Origin of the sequence: Claveliimonas bilis (genome assembly GCF_030296775.1) — a bacterium.
In the GTDB taxonomy this organism is placed as follows: Bacteria; Bacillota; Clostridia; order Lachnospirales; family Lachnospiraceae; genus Claveliimonas; species Claveliimonas bilis.
Window position 1 is genome coordinate 2,879,888 of record NZ_AP027742.1, and the last position, 19,397, is coordinate 2,899,284.

18 protein-coding genes and 7 tRNA genes are annotated in these 19,397 nt (G+C 44.6%); 1 reads left to right on the plus strand and 24 read right to left on the minus strand.

Going from position 1 to position 19,397, the window contains the following annotated elements:
* Positions 1 to 15: 15 nt before the first annotated feature.
* The 14 genes from R2J37_RS13920 to R2J37_RS13985 form a co-directional block, all read right to left on the minus strand.
* The gene (locus R2J37_RS13920; protein ID WP_256193014.1) at positions 16 to 1,068 is read right to left on the minus strand and encodes an inorganic phosphate transporter; all 1,053 of its coding nucleotides are present in this window, start codon (positions 1,066 to 1,068) and stop codon (positions 16 to 18) included.
* Positions 1,069 to 1,089: 21 nt separating this feature from the next.
* Positions 1,090 to 1,755: a potassium channel family protein gene (locus R2J37_RS13925; protein WP_230107581.1), complete on the minus strand. Its 666-nt coding sequence runs from the start codon at positions 1,753 to 1,755 to the stop codon at positions 1,090 to 1,092.
* A 48-nt stretch (positions 1,756 to 1,803) separates the two neighbouring features.
* Positions 1,804 to 3,105 (minus strand): TrkH family potassium uptake protein, encoded by a 1,302-nt coding sequence (locus tag R2J37_RS13930; protein WP_316265629.1) that lies wholly within the window; start codon positions 3,103 to 3,105, stop codon positions 1,804 to 1,806.
* A gap of 44 nt (positions 3,106 to 3,149) precedes the next feature.
* Positions 3,150 to 3,572 (minus strand): hypothetical protein, encoded by a 423-nt coding sequence (locus tag R2J37_RS13935; RefSeq protein ID WP_256193013.1) that lies wholly within the window; start codon positions 3,570 to 3,572, stop codon positions 3,150 to 3,152.
* Positions 3,573 to 3,647: 75 nt separating this feature from the next.
* Positions 3,648 to 3,727, minus strand: a tRNA-Leu gene (locus R2J37_RS13940).
* Positions 3,728 to 3,950: 223 nt separating this feature from the next.
* A tRNA-Lys gene (locus tag R2J37_RS13945) sits at positions 3,951 to 4,023 on the minus strand.
* Positions 4,024 to 4,031: 8 nt separating this feature from the next.
* Positions 4,032 to 4,103 (minus strand) — tRNA-Gln (locus R2J37_RS13950).
* Between the two features lie 18 nt (positions 4,104 to 4,121).
* Positions 4,122 to 4,195 (minus strand) — tRNA-His (locus R2J37_RS13955).
* Positions 4,196 to 4,379: 184 nt separating this feature from the next.
* A tRNA-Arg gene (locus tag R2J37_RS13960) sits at positions 4,380 to 4,453 on the minus strand.
* A 32-nt stretch (positions 4,454 to 4,485) separates the two neighbouring features.
* A tRNA-Gly gene (locus R2J37_RS13965) sits at positions 4,486 to 4,556 on the minus strand.
* Between the two features lie 7 nt (positions 4,557 to 4,563).
* Positions 4,564 to 4,638: transfer RNA gene (locus tag R2J37_RS13970), tRNA-Pro, on the minus strand.
* Between the two features lie 153 nt (positions 4,639 to 4,791).
* The gene (locus tag R2J37_RS13975) at positions 4,792 to 5,163 is read right to left on the minus strand and encodes a heavy-metal-associated domain-containing protein (protein WP_256193012.1); all 372 of its coding nucleotides are present in this window, start codon (positions 5,161 to 5,163) and stop codon (positions 4,792 to 4,794) included.
* 72 nt (positions 5,164 to 5,235) lie between these two features.
* Positions 5,236 to 7,239 (minus strand): ferrous iron transport protein B, encoded by a 2,004-nt coding sequence (feoB, locus tag R2J37_RS13980; protein ID WP_316265633.1) that lies wholly within the window; start codon positions 7,237 to 7,239, stop codon positions 5,236 to 5,238.
* A gap of 102 nt (positions 7,240 to 7,341) precedes the next feature.
* Positions 7,342 to 7,554: a FeoA family protein gene (locus tag R2J37_RS13985; RefSeq protein WP_230105123.1), complete on the minus strand. Its 213-nt coding sequence runs from the start codon at positions 7,552 to 7,554 to the stop codon at positions 7,342 to 7,344.
* 286 nt (positions 7,555 to 7,840) lie between these two features.
* On the opposite strand from R2J37_RS13985, the gene R2J37_RS13990 reads away from it, so the two are divergent.
* A complete protein-coding gene (locus R2J37_RS13990) occupies positions 7,841 to 9,130 on the plus strand; it encodes an IS30 family transposase (RefSeq protein WP_316265635.1) in 1,290 nt (429 codons plus the stop codon).
* A 290-nt stretch (positions 9,131 to 9,420) separates the two neighbouring features.
* On the opposite strand, the gene R2J37_RS13995 is transcribed toward R2J37_RS13990, so the two are convergent.
* The 10 genes from R2J37_RS13995 to R2J37_RS14040 all read right to left on the minus strand — a co-directional run bounded on the left by R2J37_RS13995 (position 9,421) and on the right by R2J37_RS14040 (position 19,388).
* Positions 9,421 to 9,903, minus strand: coding sequence for a metallophosphoesterase family protein (locus R2J37_RS13995; RefSeq protein WP_316265637.1), 483 nt, complete (start codon positions 9,901 to 9,903; stop codon positions 9,421 to 9,423).
* A 23-nt stretch (positions 9,904 to 9,926) separates the two neighbouring features.
* Positions 9,927 to 10,538 (minus strand): RdgB/HAM1 family non-canonical purine NTP pyrophosphatase, encoded by a 612-nt coding sequence (rdgB, locus tag R2J37_RS14000; RefSeq protein WP_316265639.1) that lies wholly within the window; start codon positions 10,536 to 10,538, stop codon positions 9,927 to 9,929.
* Positions 10,539 to 11,705, minus strand: coding sequence for a THUMP domain-containing class I SAM-dependent RNA methyltransferase (locus R2J37_RS14005; protein ID WP_316265641.1), 1,167 nt, complete (start codon positions 11,703 to 11,705; stop codon positions 10,539 to 10,541).
* Between the two features lie 152 nt (positions 11,706 to 11,857).
* Positions 11,858 to 12,019, minus strand: a complete 162-nt coding sequence (locus R2J37_RS14010) for a hypothetical protein (protein WP_316265643.1) — start codon at positions 12,017 to 12,019, stop codon at positions 11,858 to 11,860.
* A gap of 310 nt (positions 12,020 to 12,329) precedes the next feature.
* Positions 12,330 to 12,812, minus strand: a complete 483-nt coding sequence (locus R2J37_RS14015) for a DUF1700 domain-containing protein (protein ID WP_230105118.1) — start codon at positions 12,810 to 12,812, stop codon at positions 12,330 to 12,332.
* Positions 12,813 to 12,954: 142 nt separating this feature from the next.
* Positions 12,955 to 15,066, minus strand: coding sequence for a glutamine synthetase III family protein (locus R2J37_RS14020; RefSeq protein WP_316265645.1), 2,112 nt, complete (start codon positions 15,064 to 15,066; stop codon positions 12,955 to 12,957).
* A gap of 139 nt (positions 15,067 to 15,205) precedes the next feature.
* Positions 15,206 to 16,069, minus strand: a complete 864-nt coding sequence (fba, locus tag R2J37_RS14025; RefSeq protein WP_230105116.1) for a class II fructose-1,6-bisphosphate aldolase — start codon at positions 16,067 to 16,069, stop codon at positions 15,206 to 15,208.
* A 127-nt stretch (positions 16,070 to 16,196) separates the two neighbouring features.
* A complete protein-coding gene (locus R2J37_RS14030) occupies positions 16,197 to 17,546 on the minus strand; it encodes a dicarboxylate/amino acid:cation symporter (protein WP_316265647.1) in 1,350 nt (449 codons plus the stop codon).
* Between the two features lie 30 nt (positions 17,547 to 17,576).
* Complete coding sequence (locus R2J37_RS14035) at positions 17,577 to 18,332, minus strand: LamB/YcsF family protein (RefSeq protein WP_316265649.1); 756 nt, start codon at positions 18,330 to 18,332, stop codon at positions 17,577 to 17,579.
* Positions 18,333 to 18,428: 96 nt separating this feature from the next.
* Entirely contained in the window at positions 18,429 to 19,388 is a 960-nt protein-coding gene (locus tag R2J37_RS14040; protein ID WP_230105113.1) for a D-2-hydroxyacid dehydrogenase, read from the minus strand.
* Between the last annotated feature and the right edge of the window lie 9 nt (positions 19,389 to 19,397).

Consider the following 19,397-nt stretch of genomic DNA (forward strand, 5'->3'; position numbering starts at 1 on the left):
CCTTATCTGCTTCTTCTATAAAATCACCATAAATAGTTTTGCCATTATAAAGCTGATCAAGCCGCATCCCGGGAAGGTAAATACCCAGGTCAGCATCATCTCCTTTACAATATTGAAATTAATGGCAGACAGACGTTTTACTGCGCCCACACCCATAATCGCACTTGTTTTTGTGTGGGTCGTGGATACCGGGATTCCAAACAGACTGGAATACAAAAGACACAGCGCCCCTGCAAGGTCTGCCGAAAAGCCCTGGTATCTGTCCAGCTTCACCATATCCATTCCTACTGATTTAATAATTTTCTCTCCGCCTACACTTGTTCCCATTGCCATAACAATACTGCAAAGGAGCATAAGCCACACCGGTATCTCCATCCCGCTTACCGATGAACTGCCATTGTAAAACGCAATCCCCAGAAACAGAACACCGATAAACTTCTGTCCGTCTTGCGCCCCGTGCATAAAGCTCATGGCTGCAGCTCCTACAATCTGTGCGCCGCCGAAAAAACGATTTGCCCGGCTTCTTTCCATATTCCGGAACAATACCGTGATCAGTCTGCATATGATCCACCCTGTAGCAAATCCCAAAGCAAGACTGAGTACCAGACCGTATATGACCTTGATCCACTCTGCACCGTTGATCCCTTCCACTCCATGGTGAATGGCGATCGCCGCACCTGAAAGTCCGGCAATCAGACTGTGGCTTTCACTGGTAGGTATACCGAAACAGGAAGCTCCCACACTATATATCACTATAGACAAAAGTGCAGCACACAGCCCGATGAGAGCCTCATGAGTCTGGTTACCGAAATCCACCATATTACTGATCGTTGATGCTACTGAACTGTTGATCTGGGTCATCACAAATACCCCAAGAAAATTAAAAAATGCACTCATCCATATCGCTGTCCTTGCCCGAAGACACCGGGTTGCCACACAGGTTGCGATCGCATTGGGAGCATCTGTCCAGCCATTTACAAAAATAACTCCTAATGTAAGCAGTATCGTCACTGCCAGCACAGGACTTCCTGTGATTCCCGTCCAGAAGTATCCAAATGAAATTTCCATATTTTCCCCTTCCAATTACATTTATATATTTCTCTCAAAGTTGTTAATATTATCAACTTTCCCGATTACTACAATAATATCTGACTCATCCAGTCGATATTCCGGCTCAAATTCAATGATTGTTTTATTTTCTCTCTCAATCGCAATAATATTCAATCCGTGCTTCTGACGCAGCTTTATCTCTTCTATACTGCGGCCTGCCAGTTTTCCGGAAATCCTGATCTGGCGAATCTCCACACTGTCATCCAGAGAAACATACTCCAAAAAATTACCTGACAAAAGTCTTCTCCCCAGACGAAGCGCCATATCTCTTTCCGGGTATACTACTTCAGCCCCCAATTTCTTCAATACCGCTCCCTGTTCTGCTGAAAGAGCCTTTGCGATCACACGAGGCACACCCATTTCAATGACACTCATTGTAGTCAGGACGCTGACATCTACTTTTTCTCCGATGCAGACAATTACCACATCACAATTCTGGATCCCCGCCTCTTCCAGAGTTTCCATGCTAAGATCATCCGATACAAACGCATACTCTGTATATTGCCTCATCTCTCTGATCGTACTTTCTTCTCTGTCGATCACGATCACTTCATTATCCGACTGCGCCAGTGTAACAGCCAGAGCTGTTCCAAACCGTCCCAGTCCGATCACTCCATATGTAGCTGTTGTTTTTCTTTTCTTCATCATCCGCCTTGATTCCTTTCTACTTTATTTCTGCCTTTCCCAATCTCTTTATCCGATAGCAATGCTTTCTTCGGAATAGCGTATTGCAGATTCCGGACGACTGATCCACATAGTCAGTAAGGTGAATGCTCCCAGTCTTCCGATAAACATGACCGAAATGATCACCAGCTTGCCCGCCGTACAAAGTTCCGGCGTAATGCCAGTGGACAGACCCACTGTACCGAAAGCGGAAACTACCTCAAAAAATATCTGGATAAAGCTGCAGTCCGGTTCCAATATGCACATGAAAAATGTAGCGATGCAGACAACTGTTATAGACAGAACGGTGATCATACATGCTTTAGAAACGTTTTTCTGAGAGATTTCTCTGTGAAAAGCGCTGACATTTCGTTTCGTACATGCACTTCTTGCTGCCTGTATCATAACAAAAAACGTACTGGTTTTTATTCCTCCTCCTGTCGATCCCGGAGAGGCCCCTATAAACATAAGGATACAAAGTACAAACAAGCCTGCATTGCTGAAAGTACCGATAGGATACGTAGAAAAGCCTGCTGTCCTCGCCGAAACGCTCTGAAAAAACGCTCCAAGCCATGAAATATCTTCTGTCCACTTTAAAAGAAACATTCCTGCCGCCACCAACACTGCACTGGTAACAATCACGATCTTGGAATGAAATGATAATAGTTTAAAACGGCGATGCCGCCCAATATCCAAGATTACAAGGAAGCCGAGCCCTCCTGCCAGGATCAGAAAACTGGTAGTGAAATTCAGCAGAATATTTTCCTGATAAGGAATCAGATTTCTTAATCCTCCCAAAATATCAAATCCGGAATTATTAAAGGCAGCCACTGAATGAAAAATGCTGATCCCGGCTGCATGAAGCGGTTCATAATCCCGTGAAAAGACAAGAAAACTAAGCAGCGCTCCCACCGCTTCAAAACTCACTGTCATAAACAGCACCGCCTTAACCAAACGTACGATCCCCCGATAATTATCAATATTCAAAGCTTCCTTTACCAAAAGCCTGCTCTTGATACTCACTCGTTTGCCGGCAGCCAGCATCAGACCTACACCTACGGAACTTACGCCCAGACCTCCTATCTGGATCAGAACGGCCACAAGCCCCTGTCCGAATGCCGTAAAATGATCCGCCGTATCTATAGCGATCAGTCCGGTCACGCAGACTGCACTGGTAGATGTAAACAAAGCGTCAATAAAAGAAACTTCTGCCCCGCTTCTGACAGAAAACGGCATACAAAGAAGCAGCGCCCCGACAAGGATCACCGCTGCAAAGCCTGCAGTAATAAGGCGGCCCGGAGGCTGCCGCCGAAAAAAACTGTCATTATTCAATTTTCCACCTGCTTTCTTTTTGAAACATACGCAATATACTTCGATCAAATGAAAGCAGCGCGTTTTTTTCCGTCTTTTTTCTGTTGGATAACTAAATCGCACAAGAAACGTGCCAAAGGATAAAAATAAGACTGCAAATATGCTCCATAAACTTTTTTCAGAAAAGCCCACGCAAAAAAGACTGCTGATGCAAAGAAAATCAGACAGAATAATACAGATATTTTAGATAAACCGGCCTTCATTCTCCGGCCGCACTCTACCTTAAGAACCGCCTGGTGCTGCAGAAAATCCCAGGAATCCATACTCTGAAAATCAATATGCTTTCCTGTCTTTGAGGCAACAACCTCCTGTTTCTGTTCATCCGCCACCGAATATTCCAGGCTCTGTACCGGAATTTCCAAGGACACAAAAACACTAATATATATCATACATAAGGCAAGAATTATCTTACAAAATCTGCTATACATTTCACTCTCTCCCGGCTGGAAGGCTTTTTGTTTCACAGGGAAACCTTGCTGCGAACTTTCCTCTCAAATAAAAAATGCGGATGACAGGAATCGAACCTGCACACCGAAGTACTAGATCCTAAGTCTAGCGCGTCTGCCAGTTCCGCCACATCCGCATAATAATAAAAGTTTCTATATAGCAAACCGCTAAAGCCTGCAGATAATAGTTTACGCACCCATCCATCCTTTGTCAAGTAATAATTTGATTTAGATTTAACATAATTTAATTTATATTTACCCAGGCAACTGAGAGGGACAGCTTTCTTCCCGAAGGTTAACGCCGCACGTTCAAAAAACAGCGGAAAGCCTTTCGATTGGCTTTCCGCTGTTTTTTAATAATGAGCGTGCGGGGATTCGAACCCCGGACAACTTGATTAAAAGTCAAGTGCTCTACCACCTGAGCTACACGCCCGTATAAAACTGGGCTAGTTGGATTCGAACCAACGAATGCAGGAGTCAAAGTCCTGTGCCTTACCGCTTGGCGATAGCCCAATAGCCCTTTCGGGTTAAGGTGGATACAGGGATTCGAACCCTGGGCCTCCAGAGCCACAATCTGGCGCGCTAACCAACTGCGCTATACCCACCATATCCTATGTTCTCCATCTGCCAGACCTGATCCAAGACAATATGGACTGACTCGGCGCTGAGATTATATGATCAGATCATATCTCTCATAACCTGTCCGCACTTCGCCGTTTCCAATCTTACTCTGCCTTTGGCTCGTCTTGATGGACGGCTTATGGTCGATCAGACAAAAGTCTGATCCAGCGAGCCTGGGGGGATTCGAACCCTCGACCTACGGCTTAGAAGGCCGTTGCTCTATCCAGCTGAGCTACAGACTCATTTTTCTCAAAGCACTTCAGGGCTTTAAGAAAGCGGGTGATGGGAATCGAACCCACGTATCTAGCTTGGAAGGCTAGTGTTCTACCATTGAACTACACCCGCATAAATATCGGGGTGACAGGATTTGAACCTGCGACCTCCTGGTCCCAAACCAGGCGCTCTAGCCAAGCTGAGCCACACCCCGATGTCTATTTTATTCTGCTCACTTACGTGGCACAAGAATGATTATATATGAACAAGTAATAATTGTCAACAATTTTTTTTAGTTTTTTATCACAAGCATATTTTCAGTTCTTTTTCCGCTTCCGGGCGAAAAAACACTCTCTTTCCATAGCTGCTAAGAGATCCCCAAAACCTTGTAGCCCGCCTTTTCCACTGTGTTTTTCAAAACTTCTTCCGCAACTTCCCGGTCATAGGAAATGACTGCTCTGCCTTTGGACAGGCTGACATCAGCCCGGACGCCGTCAATCTGGTTTAATGCTTTCGTCACGCTCATCGCACAATGTTCACAATGCATTCCGGTAATTTCTATTGTCTTTTTTCCAATCACCGGACCGTCCAGCTTCTTCTTTTTCATCTTAGCAGCAGAGCAGCTTCCTCCCGCCGGGCATCCGACACATTTCACACCGTTTCTTTTCGCTTTGATCAGATACGAAACCGCGCTGCCGATAACAACCGCCAGAATAATGATCACAATAATATTCGTCATAAATGTCATCCTTTCCTTTTTCAATGTCAAGCGGCGGACAAATCTCCTTGCCCACCGCTATCATTATGCCACTTATTTGGCTACATGCAAACTGTATTCTCCCACAAACTCTCTGTCTGACCGGCGAATCCTCCATATAATGATTGCCGCAAACACGAGAACTGCGATCAAACCTGGAATAAATGCGGTTCCCAGAGAACCGGTCGTTACCAGCGTACCGATCTGATATACAAGGAACGCTACTGTATAACCGGTTGCAAGCTGAAGACAAATACCGCCAAACAGCCATTTCCCGCTCTTCATCTCCGAGTTCATTGCCCCCAGAGCAGCAAAGCAGGGCGGCGTATATAAGTTGAACATCAGATAAGCAAGGGCTGCCACTTTTGTAAGTCCCATGATCGTCGCTACTTCGTTTCCACTTCCGACCAGGGCCAATTCTTCTGTATCGATCAGATTTGTAACACCATAGACAACTGCCAGAGTACCTACTACATTTTCCTTTGCAATAAATCCTGTGATAGCTGCCGCTGCAAGCTGCCACACCCCAAATCCAAGAGGAATGAACAGAACTGCAAACGGATGCGCAATACTTGCAAGAATAGAAGTATCTGCCGCTCCTTCCTCAACAACCTGGAACTGCCAGTTAAATGTCTGCATGATCTGTACCACTGTATTGCACACTAAAATAATTGTTCCGGCTTTTATAATATATGCTTTGCCACGCTCAAGCATAGAAATACATGCTCTCTTCAGGCTGGGAATTTTATATTCCGGCAGCTCGATGATAAAGAATGATTTCCGGTATTTCTGCCCTGTAATCCTCTTAACAAGCAGCGCTCCTAAAAGAACCAGTAAAATACCAACCAGATACATCGTAGCAGATACCCACCAGGCATCTGCAAAAAATGCGCCTGCAAATAAAGCAATAACCGGGATTTTAGCTCCGCACGGCATAAACGGCGTCAGCATCGCTGTTGTTCTGCGCTCCCTCTCGTTGCGGATCGTACGGGAAGCCATAACGCCGGGAATCGCACATCCTGTACCAATTACCATAGGAATCACAGATTTTCCGGAAAGTCCTACTCTCTTGAAGATCGGGTCAAGCACTACAGTTGCACGAGCCATATATCCACAGTCTTCCAAAAGAGCAATAAGAAAATACATTACCATTACCAGTGGAAGGAATCCGACAACCGCACCGACGCCGCCAATGATACCATCCACCAGCAAAGCCTGCAGAAGCGGATTGGCATTTTCCATCAGTCCTCCGACCCAGCCCTGGAAGGTTTCTATCCAGGCAACCAGCCAGTCGGCGATCCAGGTACCCAGTGTAGTCTGCGATATGTAAAACACAAGGAAAATAACAACGACAAAAATCGGGATCCCGACAATTTTATGTGTAATTACATCATCAATTTTATCCTGTGCATTTTTATCTTTTGTAAAAACGGTTCTCTTTTCTACTTGCTTTACAATTCCGTTTACAAATTCAAAACGTTTTCTGTCAGCAGCTTCCACCGCATTCTTATCTTTCAGGTTGATATCCGCCTGTATATAAGGTGCCTCCTGTTTTGCCCCCTTTAAAGCAGCCGCCTGATTTACCGCTTCTTTCAGCCCTTCATGACCGGAAGAAGTGGAGACCGTTTTCACTACCGGACAGCCCAGTTTTTCAGACAAACGTCTTTCATCAATCTCTGTTTTTTTCTTTGCCGTAATATCGCTTTTATTCAGCGCTACCACCACCGGAATACCCAGCTCCAGAAGCTGCGTCGTAAAAAACAGACTTCTGCTTAAGTTTGTAGCATCCACAATATTAATGATAGCATCCGGTTTTTCATCTTTTACATAACTGCTTGTAATACTTTCTTCCGAAGTAAAAGGAGACATGGAATAGGCTCCCGGAAGGTCAACCGCCACCAGGTCTTCTGTCCCATCATAATAAGCTTTTTTGATCGAGCTTTCCTTCTTCTCCACTGTAACACCGGCCCAGTTTCCCACACGTTCGTTTCTTCCCGTCAGTGCATTGTACATTGTTGTCTTTCCACTGTTTGGATTTCCCGCAAAAGCAATCCTCATAATGCAAATTCCTCCTTCACTCTTTTGATTAGCATTTACTAATTTTAATTAGCTATAACTAACATATTTGTTTAAAAAAACAGTGAACCAGTTCACCATTTTTTATATTGAAATAGCCTGAGCTAAATCAGTATCAATATTATATCTCCCATCTTTAATAGAAACGACACAGCCGCCTTTCAAGCGTGAGATCACCGTAATGGGTTCACCGCTGTAACAGCCCAAAGAAAACAAAAAAGACTTCAATTCTTCATCGTCTGACATAATATCTTTTACAATATACTCTTCGCCTTCTTTGGCATCCAATAAATTCATATCTTTTCATCCTCCTGACTGTATGCGAACAGCCCTTTGCTGAATCTATCTATAAATTTTTGTTCATTCTTTCATGCACAAGTTAGTATACACTAACTAACTATTCCTGTCAAGAAGATTCTTATGGATTTATCACTTTTTATTCGAGCCTGAAGTGAAAAGTTTATTTCCACTTTGAATAGGTAAAAGTAGATTTTAGTCTTTCACTCATTTCCACTTCCCCATATGCAGCATTTAGTCTTACACTTTTCATGCTAGGCAGTCGCCGGAAAGGTTGGTGTCTATTATGAAAACTCAAAACTCTTTTTCTCATTTAACTTTAGAGGAACGGCGTATCATTCTCGCCGGCATTACGAACGGCTCCGCGAAAACGGCCATCGCCCAGACCATCGGCAAGGATAAGTCTACTGTTGGCAAAGAGATCAAACTTCACAGGACTCTTACCCATAAGTGTAAGATGCCCCTGGAGTGCACTCACTATAAAAAATGTGTCTATGGCCGTCAGTGTACACCTGACTGTCCGGAGTACAGTCCTTTCCGCTGCTCAAGGCGCGACCGCTCCCCTGGTGCCTGCAACGGCTGTTCCAACTGGTCACGCTGCCGTTTTGATAAATACCAGTACTCTCCGGAAGATGCCCATATGGATTACCGCACTACTCTGATCGACTCCCGGGAAGGTGTCAATCTTACAGTACAGGAAGCAAAACAGATGGCTGCTATTATCGCTCCGCTCCTGAAGCAGGGCCAGTCTCCCTATCAGATCGTTACAAACCATCCGGAACTCGGCATTTCAGAAAAAACGCTTTACAACTATATCGAAAACGGTGTTTTCCACGAGATTGCGGGAATCACTGTCATGGATCTGCGGAGGCAGGTATCACGTAAACTGCCGAAGAAAAAGGCAAAAACTTATAAGAAACGCACCGACAGAAAGTATCTCCAAGGCAGAACCTACAAAGATTATCAATCCTATCTCTCCGATCATCCCGAGGTCTTTGTTGTCCAAATGGATACGGTCTATAACGATGAGACAAACGGTCCTTTCCTTCAGACATTTAAATTTGTGAGAGCCGGCATCCTTCTCGCTTTATATCGCAACGAAAAAACCTCCGCTTCCATGAAGGAAGGTATTGACATACTGGAATCCATTCTTGGCACAGAATTGTTCCGCAAATATGTCCATGTTTTACTAACTGATCGTGGGACGGAGTTTTCTGCCGCCGAAGCCATGGAGGCATCTCACGATGGCACAAGACGGACAAGGGTGTTTTACTGCGATCCCATGCAGTCAGGACAAAAAGGCACGTTGGAGAATAAACATATAGAACTCCGTTACATCCTTCCAAAAGGAACGGATCTGAGGGAACTCGGGCTGACCGGCCAGTCCAGGCTGAATCTGGTCCTCAGCCACGTAAACTCCTCCCCTTGCGAGCTGCTTGGCAATAAAAGTCCGTTGGAACTGACGGAATTTATGTATCAGGATCTGTACGAAAAGCTGCTGGCTTTCGGCATCCATCCAATCGAAAAGGATCAGATCATTTTAAAACCATACCTGCTCAAGCAGAGAAACAAGTAAGGAAAACTACCTGATCAAAAACAACAGGCGGCTGTCAAAGAAAGGAAATACCATCCCCGACAAGTGGAATTTAGTCCTACACCCTTAAAAATACCGACTAAAGTCCGCTTTTTTGTCATGTCTAAAAATCCTGTCTTTTTCAAGCAGCCTGTTGTTTGCTTCATTTAGTGTAACACTTATTTCTACTTAATAAAACAGAAAAAGCAGCAATCACTCATTTTTGTAAGAGTAATTGCCACTTTTCTTTTCCCGTCTTTCAAAGTGGAAATAAACTTTTCACTTCAGCCTTTTTATTCGAGATAGCGGATCTCATAGTTTATTTTCCCGTCAGGATCCATTTGCATTACAATATAACTTGGTTTTCTACCCCTCTGTCTGGGATAAGCTATACTGCCCGGGTTCAGCGTAACCAGATCAGGTTCTATCGTCAGCGAAGGCATATGGGTGTGCCCATACATGACAATATCTGCTCCTCGTCCTCTGGCCTCTTCCTTTACACGCTCCTCGCCCATTCCTACAAAATATCCGTGTCCATGCGTAATGAATACATGATGATCCCCGATAAAAAATTCTTCCTCCCATGGCAATTGAGAGAAAAAGTCATTATTCCCACTGACAATGTGCACCGGACAGTCTGCCAAAGCCTCTATGTAGTCTTCTTTTCCTTCCACATCACCCAGATGGATCATCATATCAATGTGTCCGGTTTCTTCCAATGCCCTCTCCAGATTTCGGTGGGATTTATGTGTATCACTTACTACCAGTATCCTCATATTTACTCTTCGGCTCCTTTGTTTTAACGCTGCTCCAGTATCCGACGCATTTTTCTTAGCCCTTCTCCTCTGTGACTCAACTCATTTTTCTTTTCCGGATCAAGCTGGGCGCTTGTGCATCCATACTGCGGCAGGAAGAAAATAGGATCATAACCAAAACCATGTTCTCCTGCAATTTCATAACCGATCCTCCCTTCCATTGCCCCCCTTACAACTTCTTCTGTACCATCCGGAAATGCCGCCGCTATAGCGCACACAAACCGGGCAGTCCGGTCTTCATCCGGCACGCCCGCAAGCCTGTCAAGCAGAGCATTATTTTTTATATCATAGGAAGTATCCTCTCCGAGATATCTTGCAGAATAAATTCCCGGCTCCTTATTCAGATAATCGATCTCAAGTCCGGAATCATCCGCCAGGATCACTGCTTCCTTATACTTTTCCATAGCTGATGCAATCTTTCGGATTTCTCTTGCTTTGATCAGCGCGTTTTCTTCAAATGTGGTTCCGTCCTCCACTACATCAGCATCTATTCCCGCCTCTTTTTGTGACAAAATCTCCGCATCAAGATCCTTAAGGATCATCCGGATTTCTTCCATCTTATTTCTATTTCCTGTTGCAAATATAATTGTTTTCATTTAGCATCCATCCATTCTACTATTATTTTTCTTTGGCGGCTTCGGCCCCAGAAACTGATAAAAATAAGTTTTCAGCATTCCATTATAAATTTTTCTGTTTTTATCTGCTTTTCTGCCAAAATATCTCTGTGCATCCTCATAGCTCGTGATCATGTAGGCAGACCATGTGTCCAGTCCGGCAAAACTCTCTCCAAAAGTCCGGTACAGCTGCGGCAGATCTTTTTTGTCTTCCAGCCTTTCGCCATAAGGAGGATTGGTAATAATGAAGCCATATTTTCCGGAATGTCTAAGATCGCGGACATTTCTTTCCTGAAAATGGATCAGGTGATCCACACCTGCTTCCCTGGCGTTTCTTCTCGCGATCCGGATCACATCACCATCGATATCATACCCCTGTATATCTGTCTCAATATTTGCTTTTATCCTGCTCTCAGCCTCATCCACTGCCTCATACCACATTTTCTTAGGGAGCAGATTCGTCCAGTCCTCGGCTGTAAAAGAACGGTTCATTCCGGGAGCGATATCCGCGGCCATCATCGCGGCTTCGATAGGAAAAGTACCACTGCCGCAGAAGGGATCCACCAATATTCTGTCTCCCCTCCATGGCGTGAGCATAATAAGCGCCGCAGCCAGCGTTTCCGTGATAGGAGCCTTTCCCGACACCTCCCGGTATCCTCTCTTATGCAGAGAAATTCCTGACGTATCGATCCCTACAGTCACCATATCTTTTTTCAAAAACACCCGGAGCGGATAAGAGGCGCCGTCTTCTTCAAACCACTCTTTATGGTAGGAACTCTGCAGCCTTCTTACAATCGCTTTTTTCATGATGGACTGTATGTCAGACGGGCTGAAAAGCTTACTTTTAACCGATGCTGCTTTGGCAACCCAGAATTTCCCGTTTTCAGGTATGTAATTTTCCCAGGGAATTTCTCTGGTTTTCTCAAACAGTTCATCAAACGTTTCCGCTTTAAACTCTCCTGCTTTCAGCAGCACTCTTTCCGCAGTACGAAGGAAAATATTTGCCCTGCAGACCGCGGACAAATCTCCATAAAACGAAACTCTTCCGTCTTCTGTAGATGAAATCTCATACCCCAGCGCCTGAATTTCTCTTTTCAATACTGCTTCCAGACCAAAATGACAGGGAGCGATCAGTTCTATTTTATCCATAGTAATCTCCATAAATTTTGTTCTATTCTTATCATCTTATTGTTTCTTAAGAAATTTGTCAATTGGGGACAGGGTAATTTTAATTGGGGGACGGGGTATTTTTCAACACCCCGTCCCCCAATTAAAATTACCCTGTTCTTTTTTTGAGCGATCTAATAGCTGTCTGTGCTGTCGCTGCAATTCTGGCTATTGGAAGTCTTATTGGACGATGCAGAACTCTTGGATGCATTCTTGTTGTATGCATTTTTCTTTGATTCATAAGCATTCTCTGCATTTCCCATACCATTTGAATTATTGCTGTAATTCTTTGCCATTTTTGTTACCTCCTATTTGATTGGTTACAGCAATATTATCCCCGAAATATGAATTCCTATGTATTTTTCTCTGATTTTTTGTTTATTAAGTTTTTTTTAATTTTTTTCTTGCTTTTTCATCCATCCTATATTATACTTAGTCATGTAGAAAGAATACTTTCTACAACCCCTTATTAATTATTTATACTCCCCTCAAAAGACCGATGGCTCCCCCATCGGTCTTTTACTTTTTCGTTTTATATTTATAGCTTCGATTATAGACTGATAGGCGGCGCATAAACGCCGCCTATTCATTATTACAGTAAATTTATCATCGTCTTCGCCCGCTGATAAGGCGAAAAATCAGGGCAATGCAAAGGACTGGCACAATGATCGGCATCAGCAGGCTGAAAATCCCGCCGATCACGGCAATAATAATAAGGAAAATTCCTATCACTCCAAGAATTACCAGAAGTTTTTTCCACCAACTGTCCATGGAAAAAACATGAATATTTCCATTATTTCCCATGCCGCCTGCATATCTGTCCGCCTTTCTTTCCTGCCTTGAACTGCTTTTTGCAGACTCATAGTACGCCTCCCTGGTTCCCGGCTCTCCTTCTGCCATATCGATAATAGACCTGGCAATGATCCAGGGATCTCCCAGTTCTTCGATCACTTCACTTTCTGTACGCCCTTTTCGTATTTCTTCTATAATATAAGATTCATAATAGCTTACATTTTCCTGTACGATACGGCCGCTTAAATCATTTTCCAAAGCTTCTTTCAGCTTTTTCAAAAACTCTTCCCGCGTCATCTGCAAATTCCTTCCTTTCAGGTTGACTGCCTGCGGTCATAATATCATATCTTTGCCGCAATTCCAAGTGCAGGATTATGATTATTTTCTTATATCTTTCTAAACTTTAGTATTTGCATACCGCTGACTATTTCCGGCACCCTTATACTTCAAAAAGCAAATCACCATAAGACGGCATCGGCCATGCTTCTTTATCCACGATCATTTCCAACTCATCTACCGGACGGCGCAGTTCTTCCATCGCCGGGAAGACAGAATCATGATAATATCTGGCCTGTCTTTCTCCTTCTTCCATGGCCGCAGCCTCTTCCGTCACTTTCTTCAGCACATCCAGCGCTTCTTTCGTCTGTCCAAGCAGTACGGTAATCTCTTTTAACAGATCAGCCTGTACCTGCGGGTCCACACCGGCTTCTCTCACTGAATTGACTGTATCTGCGAGGGATCTCGTATATTTGATGATCGCAGGTATGATCTGTTTGCTGGCCATATCAATCATAGTGCGGGCCTCAATATTGATCGCCTTTGCATAATTTTCATACTTGATCTCTGCACGTGATTCCAGTTCTGCTCTGGTAAATACATGGAATTTCTCAAACAGACTGATGGTTTCCTCTGTTACCAGGGCCGGAATTGCATCTACCATGGAACGAATATTAGGAAGTCCTCTTCTTTCCGCCTCTTTTACCCATTCATCAGAATATCCGTTCCCATTAAATACAATGCGGTAATGCTCAGTTGCATACTGTTTGATGAGATCATGAACCGCCTTTTCAAAATCATCCGCCTTTTCCAGCACATCACATGCCTGTGAAAACGCATCTGCAACAATTGTATTCAGCACAATGTTCGACCCCGCGACAGAATCCCTGGATCCTACCATACGGAATTCAAATTTATTTCCTGTAAACGCAAATGGTGAAGTCCGGTTTCTGTCAGAAGTATCCTTCGCCAGCTCCGGCAGTGTACGCACTCCTGTTTCCAGTTTTCCGGTATTAAGGCTGTGAGTCGCTTCCCCTGTGGTAACCAGCTGTTCCAGCACATCCTCCAGCTGCTCTCCGAGAAATACGGAAATAATAGCCGGAGGCGCCTCGTTTGCTCCCAGTCTGTGATCATTTCCCGGATCGGCGGCTGATTCACGAAGCAGCGCCGCATGTTCGTCCACTGCTTTCAAAATACAGGTGAGCACAAGGAGGAACTGAATATTTTCATGAGGAGTCTCGCCCGGATCAAGAAGATTTTTGCCCTCATCTGTTGTCAGTGACCAGTTATTATGCTTTCCGGAACCATTGACACCTGCAAACGGTTTTTCATGAAGGAGACATTTCATTCCGTGTTCAGAAGCAATCCGCTTTAAGGTCTGCATAACAAGCTGATTGTGATCGACAGCCACATTCGCCTTAGCGTAGATCGGCGCAAGTTCATGCTGCGCAGGAGCAACCTCGTTGTGCTGTGTCTTGGATGTCACGCCCATTTTCCACAGCTCTTCATTGACATCTTTCATAAATGAGGCAATACGCTGACGAATGGTTCCAAAATAATGGTCGTCCAGCTCCTGTCCCTTGGGAGGCATTGCGCCAAACAAGGTACGTCCTGTATAGATCAGGTCCTTTCTTTCCAGAAATTTCTTTGCATCAACAAGGAAATATTCCTGCTCCGGTCCTACAGAAGGCGTTACCTTCTTCGCCCTTGTATTTCCAAATAAGCGGATCAGACGAAGAGACTGCTCGTTGATCGCTTCCATGGAGCGAAGAAGCGGTGTTTTCTGATCCAGCGCCTCTCCTGTGTAGGAACAGAATGCAGTTGGGATACACAAAGTAGCACCGGCTGCATCTTTCCGGACAAAGGCCGGGGAGGTGCAGTCCCACGCAGTATATCCGCGCGCTTCAAAAGTCGCCCGAAGTCCTCCTGACGGGAAGGAAGAAGCATCCGGCTCACCCTTGATCAGCTCCTTACCTGAAAAACTCATCAGCACTTTTCCGGTTTCCATAGGTGCGGAAATAAAGGAATCATGTTTTTCTGCAGTTACACCTGTAAGCGGCTGGAACCAGTGTGTGTAATGAGTTGCGCCCTTCTCAATCGCCCATTCCTTCATCTCATGCGCAATCACATCCGCTGTAGCAAGGTCCAGTTCCTTGCCTTCCTCAATCATCTTTTTCAGATCCTTGTAGACCTTCTTCGGCAGACGTTCCTGCATAGTCGCATCATCGAATACATTTTCTCCGAAAATATCTGCCACATTAAATAATTCACTCATATTTTCCGTAATCCTTTCTTTCTATCTGTTTAAAGAGCTGATGAGGGCTATGTCGTCTGAACATTCCCTTTAACCAGAAAAAGGCACTCCGACCTCCCGGCCGGAACACCTTTATTCCACTTCATTTCTCTTTTCGCTCTTAGGCTTTCCCAACAGAGCCGAATAATTCCATCTTTTCTTTTACTGTCTGCATAATTGCATCTGTACCCGGTTTCAGGAGTTTACGAGGATCAAATCCCTTTCCTTCCAGATCTTTTCCATCTTCAATGTATTTACGTGTAGCGGCAGCGAAAGATAACTGACACTCTGTGTTTACATTGATCTTTGCAACTCCCAGATCAATTGCTTTCTTGATCATATCCTCCGGGATTCCTGTTCCTCCGTGAAGAACCAGCGGCATCTTTCCTGTCAGCTTCTGGATGGCATCCAGAGTTTCAAAGCTTAATCCCTGCCAGTTTTCCGGATATTTTCCGTGGATATTTCCGATTCCTGCTGCAAGCATTGTAACGCCAAGATCAGCGATCATTTTACACTCGTTCGGATCAGCGCACTCGCCCATTCCTACAACTCCGTCTTCTTCACCGCCGATGGAGCCGACTTCTGCTTCCAGGGACATTCCTTTCTCAGCGCATACAGCAACCAGTTCTTTTGTCTTTGCAACATTTTCTTCGATCGGATAGTGAGATCCGTCAAACATAATAGAAGAAAATCCCGCTTCGATACACTTGTAGCATCCTTCGTATGTTCCATGATCCAGATGAAGAGCTACAGGTACAGTGATACCGAGTTCATCGATCATAGCCTTTACCATGTCTGCAACAGTCTTGAATCCTGTCATATACTTTCCGGCACCTTCGGATACTCCCAGGATGACCGGAGATTTGCATTCTTCTGCTGTAAGCAGGATTGCTTTTGTCCACTCCAGATTGTTGATGTTGAACTGACCTACTGCATAATGGCCTTCTACTGCTTTTTCAAGCATTTCTTTCGCTGATACTAACATATATTGTCTCCTCCACTTCCTTATACTGCATTATGCCGGCGCAAAGACCGACATAATGTAAACTTTCGCTTTTTTTATTATATATCATCACAGAAGAAAAGACAAGACATTCTGTTTTAACAGCTTTTTAGCTGTTGTATACCTCTTTGTTCAATTCCTTTTCTTTTGCATTTACAATAACATTTGTAGCAGCGTCACCGATAACATTCAGAGGCAGCAGAGCCATTTCAACCGGACGGTTAATTGCTACGACCAGCGCATAAGCGATCATACATGCATCTGATGTCCAGCCCATGCCGGAAAGGATCGTTACGATCAGAGTAGTTCCGGCGATCGGAATAGCCGGGCATCCCATTGCTGCACAGATGGAAAGGAATGCGACCACAACCAGATTTGCCGGTGTCACATCGATTCCTGCAGATGTTGCAATAAATGTAACTGCAAACATGTGCATAACCGTTGTTCCGTTCATGTTGATCGTCATACCGGTAGGAAGTACAAAGCTTGTAATTTCCTGGCTGCATCCCAGCTCGTCCAGATTTGTTCTTGTGTTCAGAGGCAATGTAGCTGCAGAAGAGTTTACAGAGAATCCGAATACACCTACTTTCGCGATCTTCTTCAGGAATTTGATCGGATTCAGTCTTGTTGTCAGCCAGATACCGATCGGATAAAGTGTTACTACCAGAATAAACAGTGTGATCATCGCTCCTACAATATAGGCTGCGGCCGGAGCAAGATATTCTGTACCGTAGATAGCAAATGTACGGGATACCAGACAGAAGATTGCAACCGGACCCACCTTATTAATGAGGAATGTCAGATACATATTGACAACTTCACTGACACTTTCAAACACTTTTTTAAGGGGTTCTCCTTTTTCTCCGAGCGCCTGCAGACACAGACCGATCACAATAGCTACTACAACAACTGCCAGAATACTGTTATTGCTGCTGAATACTTCCGTGATATTGGAAGGAACAGCCGTCACAATAGTCGCCAGAGGGTTAAACGCCTCAATAGTAGCCGCATCAGTAACCGCTTCTGCAGGAAGATTTACATTGAAAAGTCCCGCTGATTTCATCAGATATGCCACAACGCCGCCGCAGAATGCACCTACAATATAAAAGCATATAAATCCGAGTACCGTGCGTCCCGCAATCCTTCCAAGCTTGGTGGAGCTGGAAATACTGCACATTGCAAGGCTTAAGGATACAAGTACCAGAGGTACGATGGCTGCCTGAAGGCCCCTCATAAAGAGCTGGCCGATAATATAAAGAAGTCCCAGCGCTCCCGTGCCGTCCTCCGCTGTAATATCCTGGAAGAAAATTTTGTTGATGAGGTTCCACGTAGCCTCATTTCCCGAATCAAGCAGGCTGCTTCGGATAAACATAAATATAAGTCCGACAACAAGGCCTCCCACAAGGGCAATCATCATTTTCTTTACAACAGACATTTGTTTCTTATTTTCTTTACTCATCTCTTTCACTCCTTTGTTTTTGGTATCACCCTACAGATGTCTGATCTCGATTCCCTCTTTCTCAAATCTTTCCCGTATTTTCTGTACAAACGCAAGCGCTTTTGGTCCGTCGCCATGCACGCAGAGGGTATCTCCTTTAATATCCAGTTCTTTACCGTTGATGGATGTTACTTTTCCTTCTTTGATCATGCGCACGCATCTTTCGATAGCGATATTTTCATCCGTGATCATGGATCCTTCCATTTTTCTCGGTACCAATGACAGGTCATCCATATAAGCACGGTCCGCAAAAATTTCAGAAGCGGTGCGAAGTCCTTTGCTCTCTGCGATCTGCCCGAGAACGGCTCCTGCACAATAATATACGATCAGATCTTTGTCCACTTCTGTAATCGCTTCAACAATAGCAGTGGAAATCTCTTCATCATACTGGCACTGATTTCCCATTGCGCCATGAGGAGCCACGTGCTGAAGTTTCATACCATAGCTCTTTGTAAAGGCAGACAGGGCTCCAATCTGATATTTCACATAGTTCTTCACTTCCTGGAAAGAAAGAACCATTTTCCTCCGGCCAAATCCCATCAGATCCGGATAGCCAGGATGAGCGCCTACCATAACGCCTCTCTCTTTCGCCATGCGTACTGTCTTGTCCATCACCATCGGATCGCCTGCATGCCATCCGCATGCAACATTTGCGGTCGTCACGTATTTGATGATCTCCTCGTCGCCCCCAAGCTTATAGGCTCCAAAACTTTCGCCCATGTCACTGTTCAGATCCACATGATACATAATTATTTCCTCCTTTATTAATTTCCTTTATTTTCTTCAGACACGCTGTACAGATCCGCCAATTTCCCGGTCAAATCTCACTCATGTCTGAATAATTTATGCGTTTACGACATTCTGCGGCTGTCCGTCCACATATGCTTTCAAATTTGCCACTGCAATATCCATCAGTCTCTGCCTGGATTCCTTTGGAGCCCATGCAATGTGAGGAGTCAGGATGACATTCTTTGCTCCAAGGAGCGGATTGTCCATTTTGATCGGCTCTGTAGAAACCACATCCAGAGCAGCTCCCGCAACCTTGCCGCTGTCAAGAGCGTCCCTTAAATCCTGTTCCACAATGAGAGGACCTCTGGAATCGTTGATGATCATAACGCCGTCTTTCATTTTTGCGATCGTATCTTTGTTGATGATTCCCTCTGTATCCGGGAATAACGGACAATGCAGAGAAATAACATCGGATTCTTTCAAAAGTGTATCAAGGTCCGTATAATGACATGTGTCGCTTTCAAGCTCCGGTCTTTTAAACGCGTCATAAGCAAGAACTTTCATGCCAAGCGCCTGTGCGATCTTTCCCGTGTCCTGTCCGATACGGCCAAATCCAATGATTCCCATTGTTTTTCCATCCAGCTCAACAAGAGGATGTTTCCAGAAACACCAGTCCGGATTGCTGCTCCACTCTCCTGCCTTTACTGCATCCGAATGTTCTCCGATATGATGGCAAAGCTCCAGAAGAAGGGCAATCGCAAACTGTGATACTGCTGCCGTTCCATATGTAGGAATATTGGATACCGGGATTCCTTTTTCTTTTGCAGCTGCAATATCGATGACATTATATCCGGTTGCCAGAACTCCGATAAATTTAATACTCGGGCAGGCATCCAATGTCTCTTTGGTGATCGGAGTCTTGTTTGTGTAAACTACTTCTGCATCGCCAATCCTCTCTATGATATCTTCCGGTTTTGTACGGTCGTACACTGTAACCTCGCCAAGGGCTTCCATTCCTCCCCAGCTGATATCTCCAGGGTTCAAAGTATATCCGTCTAATACAACAATCTTCATAATAATTCC

What these genes read in the sequence shown, in the direction of transcription:
- R2J37_RS13920 (WP_256193014.1), bottom strand. Translation starts at nt 1,068, where the DNA reads ATGGAAATTTCATTTGGATACTTCTGGACGGGAATCACAGGAAGTCCT.
- R2J37_RS13925 (WP_230107581.1), bottom strand. Translation starts at nt 1,755, where the DNA reads ATGAAGAAAAGAAAAACAACAGCTACATATGGAGTGATCGGACTGGGA.
- R2J37_RS13935 (WP_256193013.1), bottom strand. Translation starts at nt 3,572, where the DNA reads ATGTATAGCAGATTTTGTAAGATAATTCTTGCCTTATGTATGATATAT.
- R2J37_RS13975 (WP_256193012.1), bottom strand. Translation starts at nt 5,163, where the DNA reads ATGACGAATATTATTGTGATCATTATTCTGGCGGTTGTTATCGGCAGC.
- feoB (WP_316265633.1), bottom strand. Translation starts at nt 7,239, where the DNA reads ATGAGGATTGCTTTTGCGGGAAATCCAAACAGTGGAAAGACAACAATG.
- R2J37_RS13985 (WP_230105123.1), bottom strand. Translation starts at nt 7,554, where the DNA reads ATGAATTTATTGGATGCCAAAGAAGGCGAAGAGTATATTGTAAAAGAT.
- R2J37_RS13990 (WP_316265635.1), top strand. Translation starts at nt 7,841, where the DNA reads ATGAAAACTCAAAACTCTTTTTCTCATTTAACTTTAGAGGAACGGCGT.
- R2J37_RS13995 (WP_316265637.1), bottom strand. Translation starts at nt 9,903, where the DNA reads ATGAGGATACTGGTAGTAAGTGATACACATAAATCCCACCGAAATCTG.
- rdgB (WP_316265639.1), bottom strand. Translation starts at nt 10,538, where the DNA reads ATGAAAACAATTATATTTGCAACAGGAAATAGAAATAAGATGGAAGAA.
- R2J37_RS14005 (WP_316265641.1), bottom strand. Translation starts at nt 11,705, where the DNA reads ATGGATAAAATAGAACTGATCGCTCCCTGTCATTTTGGTCTGGAAGCA.
- R2J37_RS14010 (WP_316265643.1), bottom strand. Translation starts at nt 12,019, where the DNA reads ATGGCAAAGAATTACAGCAATAATTCAAATGGTATGGGAAATGCAGAG.
- R2J37_RS14015 (WP_230105118.1), bottom strand. Translation starts at nt 12,812, where the DNA reads ATGACGCGGGAAGAGTTTTTGAAAAAGCTGAAAGAAGCTTTGGAAAAT.
- R2J37_RS14020 (WP_316265645.1), bottom strand. Translation starts at nt 15,066, where the DNA reads ATGAGTGAATTATTTAATGTGGCAGATATTTTCGGAGAAAATGTATTC.
- fba (WP_230105116.1), bottom strand. Translation starts at nt 16,069, where the DNA reads ATGTTAGTATCAGCGAAAGAAATGCTTGAAAAAGCAGTAGAAGGCCAT.
- R2J37_RS14030 (WP_316265647.1), bottom strand. Translation starts at nt 17,546, where the DNA reads ATGAGTAAAGAAAATAAGAAACAAATGTCTGTTGTAAAGAAAATGATG.
- R2J37_RS14035 (WP_316265649.1), bottom strand. Translation starts at nt 18,332, where the DNA reads ATGTATCATGTGGATCTGAACAGTGACATGGGCGAAAGTTTTGGAGCC.
- R2J37_RS14040 (WP_230105113.1), bottom strand. Translation starts at nt 19,388, where the DNA reads ATGAAGATTGTTGTATTAGACGGATATACTTTGAACCCTGGAGATATC.